This window comes from Pseudomonas hygromyciniae, assembly GCF_016925675.1.
Taxonomy (GTDB): domain Bacteria; phylum Pseudomonadota; class Gammaproteobacteria; order Pseudomonadales; family Pseudomonadaceae; genus Aquipseudomonas; species Aquipseudomonas hygromyciniae.
In genome coordinates this window covers 4,297,961-4,314,624 of the sequence record NZ_CP070506.1, presented here as the reverse complement: position 1 = coordinate 4,314,624, position 16,664 = coordinate 4,297,961, and the positions used below count along the sequence as shown (strand labels likewise).

General features: G+C 62.8%; 14 protein-coding genes and 1 pseudogene. 12 read left to right on the top strand and 3 right to left on the bottom strand.

Going from position 1 to position 16,664, the window contains the following annotated elements:
- Nucleotides 1-36: 36 nt before the first annotated feature.
- From JTY93_RS19235 to JTY93_RS19225, 3 genes and pseudogenes are all read right to left on the bottom strand, one after another.
- Nucleotides 37-1,026 carry a 2-hydroxyacid dehydrogenase gene (locus JTY93_RS19235; RefSeq protein WP_205477396.1) on the bottom strand — a complete coding sequence of 330 codons (990 nt, stop codon included), beginning with the start codon at nt 1,024-1,026 and terminating at the stop codon, nt 37-39.
- A gap of 102 nt (nt 1,027-1,128) precedes the next feature.
- Nucleotides 1,129-3,882, bottom strand: a complete 2,754-nt coding sequence (locus JTY93_RS19230; protein WP_205477395.1) for a response regulator — start codon at nt 3,880-3,882, stop codon at nt 1,129-1,131.
- Between the two features lie 273 nt (nt 3,883-4,155).
- Nucleotides 4,156-4,672 (bottom strand): annotated as a pseudogene (locus JTY93_RS19225) (DUF2062 domain-containing protein).
- Between the two features lie 136 nt (nt 4,673-4,808).
- Here JTY93_RS19225 and JTY93_RS19220 point away from each other — a divergent pair.
- From JTY93_RS19220 to JTY93_RS19165, 12 genes are all read left to right on the top strand, one after another.
- Nucleotides 4,809-7,064, top strand: a complete 2,256-nt coding sequence (locus JTY93_RS19220; protein ID WP_240344401.1) for a DNA internalization-related competence protein ComEC/Rec2 — start codon at nt 4,809-4,811, stop codon at nt 7,062-7,064.
- Between the two features lie 75 nt (nt 7,065-7,139).
- Nucleotides 7,140-7,775 (top strand): flagellar polar localization protein PocA, encoded by a 636-nt coding sequence (pocA, locus tag JTY93_RS19215; RefSeq protein WP_029299724.1) that lies wholly within the window; start codon nt 7,140-7,142, stop codon nt 7,773-7,775.
- Nucleotides 7,772-8,200: a flagellar polar localization protein PocB gene (gene pocB, locus JTY93_RS19210; RefSeq protein WP_029299722.1), complete on the top strand. Its 429-nt coding sequence runs from the start codon at nt 7,772-7,774 to the stop codon at nt 8,198-8,200. The genes pocA and pocB overlap by 4 nt, the downstream gene beginning before the upstream one ends.
- Nucleotides 8,200-9,210 (top strand): tetraacyldisaccharide 4'-kinase, encoded by a 1,011-nt coding sequence (gene lpxK, locus JTY93_RS19205; protein WP_205477393.1) that lies wholly within the window; start codon nt 8,200-8,202, stop codon nt 9,208-9,210. Before pocB ends, lpxK begins: the two co-directional genes overlap by 1 nt.
- Nucleotides 9,211-9,233: 23 nt before the next feature.
- Complete coding sequence (locus tag JTY93_RS19200) at nt 9,234-9,419, top strand: Trm112 family protein (RefSeq protein ID WP_003174668.1); 186 nt, start codon at nt 9,234-9,236, stop codon at nt 9,417-9,419.
- A complete protein-coding gene (gene kdsB, locus JTY93_RS19195) occupies nt 9,416-10,180 on the top strand; it encodes a 3-deoxy-manno-octulosonate cytidylyltransferase (protein ID WP_070994651.1) in 765 nt (254 codons plus the stop codon). Before JTY93_RS19200 ends, kdsB begins: the two co-directional genes overlap by 4 nt.
- Nucleotides 10,180-10,644 carry a low molecular weight protein-tyrosine-phosphatase gene (locus tag JTY93_RS19190; RefSeq protein ID WP_205477391.1) on the top strand — a complete coding sequence of 155 codons (465 nt, stop codon included), beginning with the start codon at nt 10,180-10,182 and terminating at the stop codon, nt 10,642-10,644. The genes kdsB and JTY93_RS19190 overlap by 1 nt, the downstream gene beginning before the upstream one ends.
- Nucleotides 10,641-11,660, top strand: coding sequence for a UDP-N-acetylmuramate dehydrogenase (gene murB, locus JTY93_RS19185; RefSeq protein ID WP_205477390.1), 1,020 nt, complete (start codon nt 10,641-10,643; stop codon nt 11,658-11,660). Before JTY93_RS19190 ends, murB begins: the two co-directional genes overlap by 4 nt.
- A gap of 393 nt (nt 11,661-12,053) precedes the next feature.
- Entirely contained in the window at nt 12,054-12,524 is a 471-nt protein-coding gene (locus tag JTY93_RS19180; protein WP_169992754.1) for a (2Fe-2S)-binding protein, read from the top strand.
- Complete coding sequence (locus JTY93_RS19175) at nt 12,521-14,842, top strand: xanthine dehydrogenase family protein molybdopterin-binding subunit (RefSeq protein WP_205477389.1); 2,322 nt, start codon at nt 12,521-12,523, stop codon at nt 14,840-14,842. Before JTY93_RS19180 ends, JTY93_RS19175 begins: the two co-directional genes overlap by 4 nt.
- Complete coding sequence (locus JTY93_RS19170; RefSeq protein ID WP_205477388.1) at nt 14,842-15,828, top strand: XdhC family protein; 987 nt, start codon at nt 14,842-14,844, stop codon at nt 15,826-15,828. The genes JTY93_RS19175 and JTY93_RS19170 overlap by 1 nt, the downstream gene beginning before the upstream one ends.
- Nucleotides 15,825-16,403 carry a nucleotidyltransferase family protein gene (locus JTY93_RS19165; protein WP_240344400.1) on the top strand — a complete coding sequence of 193 codons (579 nt, stop codon included), beginning with the start codon at nt 15,825-15,827 and terminating at the stop codon, nt 16,401-16,403. Before JTY93_RS19170 ends, JTY93_RS19165 begins: the two co-directional genes overlap by 4 nt.
- Nucleotides 16,404-16,664 lie beyond the last annotated feature (261 nt).

Here is a 16,664-nt window from a genome sequence, read left to right as displayed (position 1 = left end):
CGCCTGTTCACCATGCGCGCGGTATGTGACCGTTGATCATCCGTGCACCAGGTTCTGCGGTTGACCGTTGGCCCAGGCCTGGATGTTGGCCAGGGTGGTGCTGGCAATCGCTGCCAGCGCTTCGCGCGTGAGGAATGCCTGGTGCGCGGTGATGATCACATTGGGGAAGGTCAGCAGGCGCGCCAGCACGTCGTCCTGCAAGGGCAGGTCCGAGCGGTCCTCAAAAAACAGCTGGGCTTCTTCCTCGTACACATCCAGGCCCAGGTAGCCCAATTGCCCGTCCTTGAGTGCTTCGATCAGCGCCGGGGTATCCACCAGGCCGCCGCGCCCGGTATTGATCAGCATCGCTCCCGGCTGCATATGGGCCAGGGATTGCGCATTGATCAGGTGCTTGCTGTCGGCGGTCAGTGGGCAGTGCAGGCTGATGATCTGCGCTTCGGCCAACAACTGGGGCAGGTCGACATAGCGCGCGCCGAGGGCTTCGACCTGCGGATTGGGATAGGGGTCGTAGGCCAGCAATGAGCAGCCAAATCCGGCCATGATCTTGGCGAAAGTCGCGCCGATCTGCCCGGTGCCCACCACGCCAACGGTCTTGCCCACCAGGTCGAAGCCGGTCAGGCCGTGCAGGCTGAAGTCGCCGTCGCGGGTGCGGTTGTAGGCGCGATGCAGGCGGCGGTTGAGGGCCAGCACCAGGGCCACCGCATGTTCGGCCACCGCATGGGGCGAGTACGCCGGCACCCGCACGATGGTCAGGCCCAGGCGTTTGGCGGCGGCCAGGTCCACATGGTTGTAGCCGGCCGAACGCAGGGCAATCAATTGCGTGCCTCCGGCGGCCAGGTGTTCGAGCACCGGCGCGCTGAGGTCGTCGTTGATAAAGGCACAGACCACTTCGTGCTGGTCGGCCAGGGCCACGGTGTCGAGGTTCAGGCGTGCCGGTTGGAATTGCAGCGCCATGCCTTGGGGCAACGGTTCGGCGAGAAAGCTGTCGCGGTCATAGGTCTGGCTGCTGAAGAGGATGATGCGCATCAAAGGGCTTCCTGCAAGATAGCGTGTGGTACCTGTAGGCGCTGGCAAACCGTGGCCTGCAGGTATGTTGCCCGTCTTGGGTGGTTGGCGTGTTGTCCTGTGTCAGGCGTTGACCCGGGCTTCGCTGGCAAGGCGGGTAATGGCCATGTCCAGCTCATCGAGGGCGGCCATGGCCTTGGCGTCATCTTGCTTGAGCAAGGTTTCGGCGCGCTGGCAGGCGGCGCGTAATTGCGGTACGCCGCAGTAGCGAGTGGCGCCGTGCAGGCGGTGGACCCGTTCGATCAGCGCGTTATTGTCGTTGGCTTCGCGGGCGATACAGACCGCCTCGCGGTCGGCTTCCAGGGATGCCAGCAGCATGGCCAGCATGTCGGCGGCCAAGTCTGCCTTGCCTGCCGCCAGGCGCAAGCCTTCGTCATGGTCCAGCACTGGCAGTTGGGCGGCGGGGCCGTGGCCTTCGACTACGCGTTCCGGGCCTTGATTGCGCAAGGCCAGGCCGGTCCATTTCAGCACCACTTGGGCCAGTTGCCGCTCGCTGATGGGCTTGGTCAGGTAGTCATCCATGCCGCTTTGCAGGAGGGCGCGCTTTTCATTGGCCATGGCATGGGCCGTCAGCGCGACGATAGGCAGTGGCGTGCCGTGGCGCTCGCTTTCCCACTGGCGAATCGCCTCGGTGCTCTGGCGCCCGTCCATGCCGGGCATCTGTACATCCATCAGCACCAGGTCGAAGGCTTCTTTTTTCACCGCTTCGATGGCGCTATAGCCACTTTCCACGGCCTGGACCTTGGCGCCCATGTCTTCGAGCAGGGTTTGTACCAGCAACAGGTTGGCCGGATTGTCGTCGACACACAGCACCCGTGGCGCGCGGCTGGACAACGGCTCCCCCGGCTCGCTGCGCAACGGCCGCGGGCTGATCAGGTCGGACAGTGCCCGGCGCAATTTGCGGGTGCAGGCCGGCTTGGCCTGCAACTGGCTGTTGGGGTTGGGCACCGATAGGTTGAACAGCATCTGCTCGGTGGTCGGGCACAGCACCAGGACTTTGCAGCCCAGGTGTTCGAGGTCCCACAGGTGTTGGTTGAGGCGTTCCGGCGGAATATCGTTGGCGGTGATGCCCAAAACCGCCAGGTCGATGGCATGTTCGGTCTGGTGCGCGCTGGTGATGCCGTTGGTGAGGTTCTCCAGGCTGTTGAACGGCGTGACCTCCAGGCCACAGTCTTCCAACTGGTGTTGCAGGGCCTGGCGTGCCAGTTCGTGATTCTCCAGCACCGCCACGCGCCGGCCCAACAGCGGCGGGGCGGGCAGGTCTTCGATATCGTCGCGGGTCTTGGGCAGATTGAGGCTGATCCAGAACTCCGAACCTTCGCCTGGGGTGCTGTCGACGCCGATTTCGCCGCCCATCTGTTCGATCAGGCGCTTGGAGATCACCAGGCCCAACCCCGTGCCACCGGGTTGGCGCGACAGCGAGTTATCGGCCTGGCTGAAGGCCTGGAACAGGGCGCGTACATCCTGGTTGGACAGGCCGATGCCGGTGTCCTGCACGCTGATGCGCAGTTGCACGCTGTCTTCCTGCTCGTCTTCGAGCATGGCCCGAGCCACGATAGTGCCCTCGCGGGTGAACTTGATGGCATTGCTGACCAGGTTGGTGAGGATCTGCTTGAGACGCAACGGGTCGCCCACCAGGGCCAGGGGGGTATCGCGGTAGACCAGGCTGACCAGCTCCAGCTGTTTGGCGTGGGCGGCTGGGGCGAGGATGGTCAAGGTGTCTTGCAACAGGTCACGCAGGTTGAACGGAATGTTATCGAGCACCAGCTTGCCGGCTTCGATTTTCGAGAAGTCGAGAATTTCGTTGATGATACCCAGCAGGTTATCGGCGGATTTTTCGATGGTGCCCAGGTAATCCAACTGACGGGGCGAGAGCTCGCTTTTCTGCAGCAGGTGGGTGAAACCGAGGATGCCGTTGAGTGGCGTGCGGATTTCATGGCTCATATTGGCCAGGAACTCCGACTTGATGCGGCTGGCTTCCAGGGCTTCCTTGCGGGCCAGGTCCAGCTCGATGTTCTGGATCTCGATGGTTTCCAGGTTCTGGCGCACATCTTCGGTGGCCTGGTCGATGCTGTGCTGCAGTTCTTCCTGGGCGTTTTGCAGGGTTTCGGCCATACGGTTGATACCGGACGCCAATTGATCCAGCTCCTGGCTGCCCAACGGCGGCAAACGGGTTTCCAGGTTGCCATCCTTGAGCTGCGCCACCGCTTGCTTGATCTGCCCGATGGGTGAGTTGATCGTGCGGCTGATGCGCAAGGCCAGGGCCGCGGTGCAAATCAGGCCGATGGCGATCAACAGGAGGCTGGCGAACAGGCTGCGATAGCCGCGTAGCAGCATGCCGTTGTGGGACAGCTCCAGCTCGACCCAGCCCAGCAGACGGTCGGCTTCGTCGGGAATCAGTTCACCGGCGAGGTTGCGATGGCGGCCGAACACGGGCAGCAGGTAGCGGGTGGCGTCATTGCCTGTGCGTTGCAACAGGTGTGAACTGTTGCCGATGGGCGGCGGGTTGAGCATGGTCGGGCCGGCATGGGCCAGGGACGAGCGGTCGGGCGCCAGGAAGGAGACGGCTCGCACATCGACTTGTTCCAGGGACTGGGTCGCGATGCGCTCCAGCAGATCGGTGTTCTTGCTGCCCAGTGCCGGTGCCACCAGCGGCGCCAGCTGTTCGGCGATCATCTCGCCGCGATTGAGCAGTTGGGTTTGCAGGTCCGAAAGCTGCATCCAGGTGAAATAACCGCCCAACAGCAATGCCATCAGGCTGGTAGGCAACAAGGTCAGCAACAGTACGCGGCCTTTTATCCCCATTCTTCTTAGCACGCCACTCTCCCGCTACCACACTGATGTCGACATTCTTCGCAGGCATCCGGCCCGCGCCACCTGCGCAGTGTAGCCATATGAGGGGCTTGGAATCTTGCAAAAGATGATTGAGGGGCCCCCGAATGAATATCGGATTGCGCCCAGCGTGGTTTAAAGGGGCGCCAAGCTCAAAACAAAAAGCAAGGCGGCCTAACCGTTGACGCGTGTGGGAGCAGGCTTGCCTGCGATGGCGTCAGTAAGAGCACCCCGGCGCCTAGCAAGAGAACATGGCCACTACCGATTACGCTGCTGACGTTTTTTCCACTGATGCCCAACCCACCACCGCCAATACATCATCGTCAGGCAATACGCCAACGCGCCCAATACCAACCCCCATCACCACCGAGCCCAGCAGGAACGGCTGCCACATGGTCGACAGTTGCCCGCTGATCCACTCCCAGGTCAGTTCATCGGGCAGGGTGCGCGGCGGGATGTTCATCAGCCAGGTGCCGGTCATGTAGGTGCAGAAGAACACCACCGGCATGGTAATTGGATTGGTCAGCCACACCAGGCTCACGGCGATGGGCATATTGCCGCGCACAGAGATGGCGAGGACGGCTGCCAGCAGCATCTGCAAGGGGATGGGAATGAAGGCGGCAAACAGGCCGACAGCCATGGCCCGGGCAACCGAGTGCCGATTGAGGTGCCAGAGGTTGGGGTCATGGAGCAGCGTGCCGAGAAAGCGTAAGGACTTGTGTTCCCGAATGCTGGTCGGATCGGGCATGTACCGTTTGAATAAGCGCCGTGGCATAAGGGGTCCAGGTCAGTTCGAGGGGCAAGTATGCCCGTATTCTACGAACGGGAAATTCAGACTTTGTGACAAAAAATAATAGTTCGCCCTGAACCCCTCGGCTAACACTCAATGGGTCACTTTCAAGGAATGATCCATGCGTACAGGGATGTTTGCGCTGGCGTTGGGGCTGCTGGCGTTGCGCCTGCTGCCTGTCTTGCCGCCGGTCGGTTGGTTGCTGGTGTTACCGGTGGTGGCGTTGATGCTGCTGCCGTTTCGTACTTATCCGCTGGCATTTTTCCTGTTGGGCCTGGCATGGGCCTGTTTCAGCGCGCAACGGGCCCTCGACGACCGGCTCGTCCCCGGGCTGGACGGCCAGACCCGCTGGCTGGAAGGGCGCGTCAGCGGGCTACCACAGCAGGCCAATGGGGTGGTGCGTTTCGAGCTGAGCGATAGCCGGTCACGTCAGGACCGGCTGCCCCAGCGCATCCGCGTGAGCTGGCAGGGCGGCCCCCCAGTGCGCAGCGGTGAGCGCTGGCGTTTGGCCGTGACCCTCAAGCGTCCTTCCGGACTACTGAATTTCCATGGCTTCGACCAGGAGGCCTGGCTATTGGCCCAGCGTGTGGGGGCGACCGGGTCGGTCAAGGATGGCCAGCGCCTGGCGCCGGCCCGGCATGCCTGGCGCGATGCCGTACGCCAGCGATTATTGGCAGTCGATGCTCGGGGCCGCGAAGCCGGGCTGGCTGCACTGGTGCTGGGTGACGGCTCTGGCCTGGCCGCCGAGGATTGGCGCATTTTGCAGGCCACCGGCACCGTGCATCTATTGGTGATCTCTGGTCAACACATTGGCCTGTTGTCGGGGTTGATCTATGCACTGGTGGCCGGGCTGGCCCGCTACGGCTGCTGGCCCAGGCGCTTGCCCTGGCTGCCTTGGGCATGCGGCCTGGCATTTGCCGCTGCGCTGGCCTATGGCTTGCTGGCCGGTTTTGAAGTGCCGGTGCAACGGGCCTGTGTGATGGTGGGGCTGGTGCTGCTGTGGCGCTTGCGGTTTCGCCATCTGGGGATCTGGTGGCCACTACTGCTGGCCCTGAATGCGGTATTGATCATCGAACCGCTGGCCAGCCTGCAACCGGGTTTCTGGCTGTCGTTTGCTGCCGTGGGCGTGTTGGTGCTGGCCTTCAGTGGCCGCTTGGGGCCCTGGCGTGCCTGGCAGGCCTGGACCCGTGCCCAATGGCTGATCGCTATTGGCCTGTTTCCGCTGCTGCTGATTCTCGGCCTGCCCATCAGCTTGAGTGCGCCGCTGGCCAATCTGTTTGCCGTGCCGTGGATCAGTCTGCTGGTGCTGCCGTTGGCGCTGGCGGGCACGCTGTTGCTGGCGCTGCCGTGGCTGGGCGGCGGCCTGCTGTGGCTAGCGGGTGGCGCACTGGATTGGCTGTTTACGGCCCTGGCCATGCTGGCCGTGCGCTTGCCGGCCTGGATGCCTGCCGAGGTGCCTGTCGGCTACTGGTTGCTCAGCCTGCTGGGAGCACTGCTGTTATTGATGCCCAAGGGCATTCCTTTTCGCCTGCTGGGTTGGCCCATGTTGCTGTTGGCAGTGTTCCCGCCCCGTGAATCGATCCCGTTGGGGCAGGTGGCGGTGGAGCAACTGGATGTCGGCCAGGGCCTGTCGATAGTGCTGCGCACCCGCAACCACGTGCTGTTGTATGACGCCGGCCCTCGGGTGGGGGATTTCGACCTCGGTGAGCGCGTGGTACTCCCGGCGCTGCGCAAGCTGGGGGTTAGCCAAGTGGACTTGATGCTGCTCAGTCACGCTGATGCCGATCATGCCGGGGGCGCTGCGGCGGTTGCGCGCGGGTTGCCGGTCAAACGGGTGGTGGGCGGGGAAACCCAGGGGCTGCCGGCGTTCCTTCATACCCAGGCCTGTGTCAGCGGTGAGCAATGGGAGTGGGACGGTGTGCAGTTCCGACTGTGGCAATGGGCGGATGCCAGCAACGGCAACGCGAAGTCGTGCGTGCTGCAAGTCCAGGCCAATGGTGAACGGTTGTTGCTGACCGGCGATATAGACCGCGAGGCCGAGCGGGCCTTGCTCGCCACGCCCCTGGCGGTCGCCACGGATTGGCTGCAAGCGCCCCATCATGGCAGTCGCAGTTCCTCGTCATGGCCGTTCGTCCAGCGAGTCGCCCCCAAGGCAGTGTTGATCTCTCGCGGGCGTGGCAACTCCTTTGGCCATCCGCACCCGCAAGTGCTGGCGCGTTATCGGCATTTTCACAGCGCCATTTATGACAGCGCCGAACAGGGCGCCATCCGCCTGCGCCTGGGGGCTTTCCAGGCGCCGATCATGGCACGCAGCCAGCGTCGTTTCTGGCGCGCGCCTGTCATTGGCAGTTACCAAAGGCCGGTGCCTGCGACATGATGGCTGTCGGCGGGCAGGCCCTTCCTCGCCAGCCTATATGCTAAAGTGGCGCACTTTTTCGAGGGGACATTCACTGTGTGGGAATTGGTCAAATCCGGCGGCTGGATGATGTTGCCGATCATTCTGAGCTCCATCGCCGCACTCGGCATCGTTGCCGAACGCCTGTGGACCCTGCGCGCCAGCCGCGTGACCCCTGATCATCTGCTGGGGCAGGTCTGGCGCTGGATCAAGGACAAGCAACTGGACAAGGAAAAACTCAAGGAACTGCGGGCCAATTCCCCCCTGGGCGAGATCCTCGCCGCCGGCCTGGCCAACTCCAAGCACGGTCGCGAGATCATGAAGGAGTGTATTGAGGAGGCCGCCGCCCGGGTTATCCACGAGCTGGAGCGCTATATCAATGCCCTGGGCACCATCGCCGCGATGGCGCCGTTGCTCGGCTTGCTCGGCACGGTGCTGGGCATGATCGATATCTTCAGCGCCTTTACCGGCTCGGGCATGACCACCAACGCCTCGGTATTGGCCGGGGGGATTTCCAAGGCCTTGATCACCACGGCTGCGGGCCTGATGGTGGGTATCCCGGCGGTATTCTTCCACCGCTTCCTGCAGCGCCGCATCGATGAGCTGGTGGTGGGCATGGAGCAGGAGGCGATCAAGCTGGTGGAAGTGGTCCAGGGCGACCGTGACGTCGACCTGGTCGAGGGCAAAGCGTGAAATTTCGCCGCAAGCCTCGGGAAACCGTCGATATCAACCTGGCGTCGTTGATCGATGTGGTGTTTATCCTGTTGTTGTTTTTTGTCGTCACCACCACCTTTACCCGGGAAACCCAACTGCGGGTAGAACTGCCGGAAGCCGTCAGCGGCTCGCCGGCCGAAGACCAGCAGCTCAAACAGCTGGAGATCACCATCAGCGCCGAAGGGGTGTTTTCGGTGAACAACCAGTTGCTTGAGAAGAATGACGTAGCCAGCGTGATGGACGCGCTGCAGAAGGAGTCCGGCGGTGATACACAAATGCCGCTGTCCATCAGCGCCGATGGCAAGACCCCGCACCAGGCCGTGATCACCGCAATGGATGCTGCCGGCAAGCTCGGTTTCAGCCATTTGCGCATGACCACCGTCGAGGCGGCGGGGCAACCCTGATGGCCTTGTCCGATCGTTTGCTCAAGGCCTGGTACGATGGCCATCCGGCGCTCAAGCTCCTGCAACCGCTGGAGGCGCTCTATCGCCGCGTGGTCAAGCGCAAGCGCGACCGGTTCCTGGCGGGCGAGGGGACGATCTACCAATCACCGGTGCCCATCGTCGTGGTCGGCAATATCACCGTGGGCGGCACGGGCAAGACGCCGTTGATCCTGTGGTTGATCGACCATTGCCAGCGCAGTGGCCTGCGGGTCGGCGTGGTCAGCCGTGGCTATGGGGCCAAGCCGCCGCAGTTGCCCTGGCGGGTGCAAGCCAGCGATAGCGCGCAAGTGGCAGGTGACGAACCCTTGTTGATCGTGCAGCGCAGTGGCGTCCCCCTGGTGATCGACCCTGATCGCAGCCGTGCGGTGCAGGCCCTGTTGGCCAGCGACACCCTCGACCTGATCCTGTCCGACGATGGCCTGCAACATTACCGCCTGGCCCGTGACCTTGAACTGGTGCTGATCGACAACGCCCGTGGCCTGGGCAATCGCCGCTGCCTGCCCGCCGGGCCGCTGCGCGAGCCGGTCGAGCGCCTGCGCAGCGTCGATGCGCTGCTCTACAACGGCGCCGGGGCTGATCGCGAGGATGGCTTTGCCTTGCGCCTACTCCCCACCACCCTGGTCAACCTGCTGACCGGCGAGCGCCAGCCACTGGACCATTTTCCGCTGGGCCAGCGAGTGCATGCGGTCGCCGGCATCGGCAACCCGCAACGTTTCTTCAATACCCTTGAAACGCTACACTGGCTGCCGATACCCCATGCGTTTGCCGACCATGCGCCCTACAGCGCCGAGGTCCTGAATTTTACGCCGTCACTGCCGTTGGTCATGACCGAAAAGGACGCGGTGAAGTGCCGCGCCTTTGCCCAGGCACACTGGTGGTACCTTGCAGTCGATGCAGCACCGTCACCGGCGTTTATCGCCTGGTTCGACACGCAACTGATGCGGCTGCTGCCGGCTCGACTTTTGCCTTAAAACGCTTTTATCCAGGAATTCCCATGGACACCAAACTGCTCGATATCCTCGCTTGCCCGATCTGCAAAGGCCCGCTCAAGCTCAGCGCCGACAAGACCGAGCTGATCAGCAAAGGCGCAGGCCTTGCGTACCCGATCCGCGACGGCATCCCGGTGATGCTGGAAAGCGAAGCCCGTACCCTGACGACCGACGAGCGCCTGGATAAATGACCACTGCCTTCACTGTTGTCATCCCATCGCGTTACGCCTCCACCCGTCTGCCCGGCAAGCCGCTGCAGATGATCGGCGGCAAGCCGATGATCCAACTGGTCTGGGAACAGGCCTGCAAAAGCAGCGCCCAGCGCGTCGTGGTGGCCACTGATGACCTGCGGATCATCGAGGCCTGCAAGGGTTTTGGCGCCGAAGCGGTGCTGACCCGTGAAGACCATAACTCCGGTACCGACCGCCTGGCGGAAGTCGCCACGCACCTGGGCCTGGCGCCGGACGCCATCGTGGTCAATGTGCAAGGCGACGAGCCGCTGATCCCACCGTGTGTCATCGACCAGGTGGCCGCCAACCTGGCCGCCCATGCCGAAGCGCGCATGGCGACCCTGGCCGAACCGATCGAAGACATTGAGACCTTGTTCAACCCCAATGTGGTCAAGGTCGTCAGTGACATCAATGGCCTGGCCTTGACCTTCAGCCGTTCGACCCTGCCCTGGGCGCGCGATGAATTCGCCAGGCAACGTGACGTCTTGCCAGCCGGCGTGCCGTACCGCCGCCATATCGGCATCTACGCCTACCGCGCCGGTTTCCTGCATGACTTCGTCAGCTGGGGCCCATGCTGGTTGGAAAACACCGAGGCCCTGGAGCAACTGCGGGCCCTGTGGCACGGCGTGCGCATTCATGTCGACGATGCCATGGAGGCCCCGCCGGCCGGCGTCGATACGCCGGAAGACCTTGAGCGCGTGCGTCGGTTGCTGGGGGCTTGATGGAAGTCCTGTTTGTTTGCCTGGGCAATATCTGCCGCTCGCCCACCGCCGAAGGCGTCCTGCGCCATAAATTGCGGGCTGCCGGGCTGGCCGACCAGGTCGAGGTGGCCTCCGCCGGCACTGGCGAATGGCATATCGGCAAGGCGCCGGACAAGCGCAGCCAGCAAGCGGCGCTGCGCCGTGGCTACGACTTGTCGGCCCAGCGTGCCCAGCAGGTGTCGCGCGCCGACTTTGCGCGCTACGACCTGATCCTGGCCATGGACCAGAGCAACCTGCGTAACCTCAAGGCCCTGCAACCGGCCCAGGGCAAGGCAGAGTTGGACCTGTTCCTGCGCCGCTACGACTCGGCGGTGGATGAAGTGCCGGATCCGTATTACGACGGCGAGCAAGGTTTCGAGCAGGTCCTGGACCTGATCGAGGCCGCCTGTGATTTGCTGGTGATTGAATTGAAGGGGCGGTTATGAGTCTGGATCTACAGCCCCAGGTTTCCCTGAAGGCCTTCAACAGTTTTGGCATTGATGTGCGTGCGCAGTTGTTCGCCCAGGCCCATAGCGACGCCGATGTGCGCGAGGCCCTGGCCTATGCGGCGGCGCAACACCTGCCGTTGCTGGTGATCGGAGGCGGCAGCAACCTGCTGCTGACCCAGGACATCCCGGCGTTGGTGTTGCGCATGGCGACCCAGGGTATCCGGGTGCTGCACGACGACGGCCAGCAGGTTGTGGTGGAAGCCGAGGCGGGGGAGGCCTGGCATCCCTTTGTGCTGTGGACCCTTGCGCAAGGGTTCTCTGGCCTGGAAAACCTCAGCCTTATTCCCGGTACGGTCGGTGCGGCACCGATGCAGAACATTGGCGCCTACGGGGTCGAGATCAAGGATGTGTTCGCTGGCCTGACCGCCCTCGACCGCCAGACCGGCGAGTTGCGGGATTTCAGCCTGGCAGAATGCAACTTCGCCTACCGCGACAGCCTGTTCAAGCACGAAGTGGGGCGCTGGCTGATCCTGCGCGTGCGCTTTGCCTTGAACCGTGTGGCGCACCTGCAACTCGGCTATGGCCCGGTGCAACAACGCCTGGCTGAGCAGGGCATTACCCAGGCGACACCGAGCGATGTCAGCCGGGCCATTTGCAGCATCCGCAGTGAAAAACTGCCCGACCCTGCGGTCTTGGGCAACGCCGGCAGTTTCTTCAAGAACCCGCTGGTGTCCCAGGTGCTGGCGGCGCAATTAAAACTGCAATATCCCGATCTGGTGGCGTACCCCCAGGCCGATGGCCAAGTGAAACTGGCGGCCGGCTGGTTGATTGAAAAGGCCGGCTGGAAAGGCTTTCGCGACGGTGATGCCGGCGTGCATCGCTTGCAGGCGCTGGTGCTAGTCAATTACGGCGCGGCCACGGGCCTGGAGATTTCTGGCCTGGCCCAACGTATCCAGCGCGATATCGCCGAGCGCTTCCAGGTTGATCTGGAAATGGAGCCCAATCGTTATTGAGCTACGCTTCTAGCGTGTTGAACAAAGCCCTGCATTGCAGGGCTTTTTTGTTAATGCTGGGTTAACTTAGCAGGCTAACGATGCCTGTTTATCGTTCTATAGATATTGTTTATCAAAGGCCCGGTGAAAGATTGGTGTTGTTCGTGCAGGGAATTGTAGGAGCGAGCTTGCTCGCGAAGATCATCAACGATGACGTGGGCGCTCTGAATGAACGTGGTGTCCTGGCGTTTTTCGCGAGCAAGCTCGCTCCTACAGTGATGCATATTCCCCGACGCAACACCTGTCTTCACAAGAGAGCCCGATTAGCCTGAGCCATCTGCGTGAACCGACTCCGCTCCCCTGAAAGCGGCAGATAGCTCGACCCCATAATCCAATCACTATGCGGGCGTGCCCATGATTACTCTCAAACTCAACGGTCAAGATCATCCGCTGGATGTCACCGAGGACATGCCCCTGTTGTGGGCGATCCGCGACGTGGCGGGTTACAACGGCACCAAGTTCGGTTGCGGCATGGGCCTGTGCGGCGCCTGCACCATCCATATCGATGGCTCGCCGGCCCGCAGTTGCATCACGCCTATTGGCTCGGTCAAGGGGCAGAACGTCAGCACCATCGATAACCTGCACAATGACCCGGTTGGCCAGATTGTGCAGCAAGCGTGGCTGGACACGGCGGTGGCCCAGTGCGGTTACTGCCAGGGTGGGCAGATTATGTCGGCTACGGCACTGCTGAAAACCAACCCCAACCCCAGCGATGCGCAGATTGAAGAGGCCATGGTCGGCAACATCTGCCGCTGCGGCACTTACAACCGTATCAAGACAGCGATCCGCCAGGCCGCGACCCATCTGCAGGGGGCCAAGGCATGAGCCAGTTGCCGAGCAATTTCGCCCTGAACAACCTGAGCCGCCGTGGTTTCCTCAAAGGCGTTGGTGCGACCGGTGCGCTGGTGGTGGCCGCCAGTTGGGGCTTGCCCCAGGCCTTTGCCGAGGAGGTGAAGCAATACGGCGGGGCAGCCATGCCCAACGGCGTGATTGATGACCCCAAGGTTTATGTCAGCATCGCCACCGATGGCACTGTCACCGTGATCTGCAACCGCTCGGAAATGGGCCAAGGCGTGCGCACCAGCCTGACCATGGTGGTGGCCGACGAGTTGGAGGCCGATTGGGCGCTGGTGAAGGTTGCGCAGGCCCCGGGCGACGAAGTGCGTTTTGGCAACCAGGATACCGACGGTTCGCGCAGCATGCGCCATTGGTATGAGCCGATGCGCCGTTGCGGCGCAGCCGTGCGCAGCATGCTGGAACAGGCCGCCGCCGAGCAATGGAAAGTGCCGCTGGGCGAGTGCCGTGCGCAGTTGCATAAAGTGATTCACCAGCCCAGCGGTCGCGAACTGGGCTATGGCGCCTTGGCTGCCGCCGCCGGTGCGCTGGCGGTGCCGGCGCGGGACAGCCTGCGGCTCAAGCAGCCGTCGGAGTTTCGCTATATCGGCAAGGAGGCTACCAAGGCCATCGACGGTGCCGATATCGTCAACGGCCGGGCGGTGTACGGCGCCGATGTGCATTTTGACGGCATGCTGTTTGCGACCATTGCGCGGCCCAAGGTGTATGGCGGCAAGGTCAAGTCGTTCGATGCCAGCGCGGCGTTGAAAGTCCCCGGGGTGATCAAGGTCCTGCAAATCGAAAGTCGACCCATACCCTCGGAATTCCAGCCATTGGGTGGCGTGGCGGTGGTCGCCAGCAACACCTGGGCGGCGATCAAGGGGCGCGAGGCGTTGCAGATTGTTTGGGACGACGGCGCGAATGCCAGCTACAACTCCATCGACTATCGCAAGACCCTGGAATCCGCGGCCCTTGCGCCCGGCAAAGTGGTGCGCAATACCGGCAGCATCGACCAGGCCCTGAGCGATGCCGACAGCACCCTGGAGGCCGCGTATTACTTGCCACACCTGGCGCAGTCACCCATGGAGCCGATGGTTGCCGTGGCCCGTTATCAAGATGGGCAATGCGAGGCCTGGGCGCCAAGCCAGGCGCCGCAGGTCACGCGGGAGCGGGTCGCCGAGCGCCTTGGCTTGCCATTCGATAACGTCACAATTCACGTCACCCTGTTGGGCGGCGGCTTTGGGCGCAAGTCCAAGCCGGACTTCATCATTGAAGCCGCGGTGCTGGCCAAGGAGTTTCCTGGCAAGGCCGTACGCGTGCAGTGGACCCGCGAAGACGATATCCATAACTCCTATTTCCATACCGTCTCCGCCGAGTACCTCAAGGCTGGCCTCAACAAGGACGGCATGCCCTCCGGCTGGCTGCACCGCACAGTGGCGCCGAGCATTACCGCGCTGTTTGCGCCGGGCATGAACCATGAGGCAGCGTTTGAATTGGGCATGGGCTTTACCAACATGGCCTACGCCATTCCCAATGTGCGCCTGGAAAACCCCGAGGCTGCTGCCCACACCCGGGTGGGTTGGTATCGTTCGGTGTCGAACATCCCCCATGGTTTTGCCATCCAGAGCTTTGTCGATGAACTGGCGCACAAGGCTGGCCAGGATCCGCTGAAATATCAGCTCAAGCTGCTGGGCCCGGATCGTCAGATCGATCCACGCACCTTGAGTGAAGAGTGGAATTACGGCGAGTCCCCCGAGCGTTACCCGATTGATACGGCGCGCATGCGTGGGGTGCTTGAGACCGCGGCCAAGGCTGCGGGCTGGGGTCGCACGCTGCCCAAGGGACGCGGCCTGGGGCTGGCGGTGCACTACAGCTTTGTGACGTATGTGGCGGCGGTGATCGAGGTGGAGGTCAAGGGTGATGGCACGTTGATCGTGCACAAGGCGGATATCGCCGTGGATTGCGGCCCGCAGATCAACCCGGAGCGCATCCGCTCGCAGTTCGAGGGCGCTTGCGTCATGGGCTTGGGGAATGCGGTCCTGGGAGAAATCAGCTTCAAGGATGGCAAGGTCCAGCAGGACAACTTCCATATGTACGAAGTGGCGCGCATGTCCCTGGCGCCCCGGGAAATTGCCATACATTTGGTCACGCCGACAGGCGAGGTCCCCCTCGGCGGTGTGGGTGAGCCGGGCGTGCCTCCGATTGCGCCGGCGCTGTGCAATGCGATATTTGCCGCCACCGGCAAGCGCATCCGTAACCTGCCGGTGCGTTATCAGTTGCAGGGCTGGCAGCAGGAGGCGCAGGCCTGATGGACAGCGTGGATCTGAATGTCCTGCGCAGCGTGCTGGAGTGGCGCCGCGCAGGGCAGCGGGTGGTGCTGTACAGCGTGGTTCAGACCTGGGGCAGCGCACCACGGCCGCCGGGGGCGATGCTGGCCCTGCGCGGCGACGGGGTGGTGATCGGCTCGGTGTCCGGTGGCTGCATCGAAGATGACCTGATCGCTCGTCTGCACGATGGCCGCCTGCCAGACAATGGGCCGCCGGTGCAGTTGGTGACCTATGGCGTCACCCGCGACGAAGCGGCGCGTTTTGGTCTGCCATGCGGCGGTACCTTGCGCCTGACGGAGGAGCGTGTGGAGGAATATGCCTGGGTGGCGCAGTTGCTGGCGCGTTGTGAGGCCCATGAAATTGTGGCGCGGGAACTGGACTTGGCGACGGGCAGTGTGCGCTTGAGCGTGGCGAGCAAGTCCGACATCGTCAGTTTTGACGGTGAGCGTTTGCGGACCATCTACGGTCCGCGCTGGCGCTTGTTGCTGATCGGTGCGGGCCAGCTGTCGCGCTATGTGGCAGAAATGGCACGCCTGTTGGATTTTGAAGTACTGATCTGCGATCCCCGCACGGAGTTTGTGCATGGCTGGGAAGAACAGCACGGGCGCTTTGTGCCGGGAATGCCCGATGAGGCGGTGCTCAATATCCAGACGGACGAGCGCACGGCTATTGTTGCCCTGACCCACGATCCGCGGCTGGACGATATGGCGCTGTTGACCGCGTTGAATTCCCGCGCCTTCTACATCGGTGCCCTGGGTTCACAGGTCAATAGCCGCAAACGTCGGGAAAACCTGGCGGTGTTGGGGTTGGGGGCCGAGGCGATTGCGCGGCTGCATGGGCCGATCGGTCTTCATATTGGCAGTCATACGCCGGCAGAGATTGCCTTGTCGCTGATGGCGCACATCGTCGCGATCAAGAACGGTGTGGAAGTGTTGCAAGCCAAACCCGTACGGGAGGCGGTCAGTTGACGAGTGCGATTACCGCAATCGTCCTGGCGGCGGGGCAGGGCAGCCGGTTCCGTGCGCAAAGCGGCCAGGACAAATTGCTGGCTCATTGTGTGGGGCGTGATGGGGTGACACGGCCGGTCGTCGAGCATGTGTTGCTCAATCTGCCTGCCAGCATCACTCGGCGTTGGGTCGTCACATCCCCTGCGTGCAGCGGGGTTATTCGCCTGGCCACGGAGCATGGGTGCGAAGTGCTGCTGCTGGAGTCGGCGGGCATGGGTGACAGCATCGCGGCAGCGGTGGCGGCCAGTGGCCCGGCAGCGGGTTGGCTGGTGGTGTTGGGGGATATGCCGTTTATTCAGGCGTCGAGCATTGAGCGGGTGATAGAGCGCGTGGATGGGATCAGTGTGCCGGTGCATGCCGGCCAGCAGGGCCATCCCGTTGCATTTGGCCAGGCATTGGGGCCTGCCTTGATGGAACTGACGGGGGATCGTGGCGCCAAGGCTCTGTTTGCCCAGGCTGATGTTCGGGAGGTGCCGGTGGGTGATCCCGGGGTGTTGTGGGATGTGGATGTGCCGCAAGCATTGGAATTCAGGTAGGGGCTGGTTTGGCGGCGATGGCGGCCTCAAGCTCACCGCGCCTCTCTCTACCGCCATCGCGGCATAGGTATCTACACAACTTTCAGAAACTGACGAACTCTCCTGTGGCGAGCGGGCTTGTCGGAACGCCGCATCGCCACAACTGAGCTATCTGCCTGGATTTAGGTGTTGCGGCAAAGTTGTGTAGATACCGATGGCCATCGCGGGCAAGCCCGCTCCCACATGATCTCTGTCGTTGAATGAATAAAAAAAGCCCCGCCT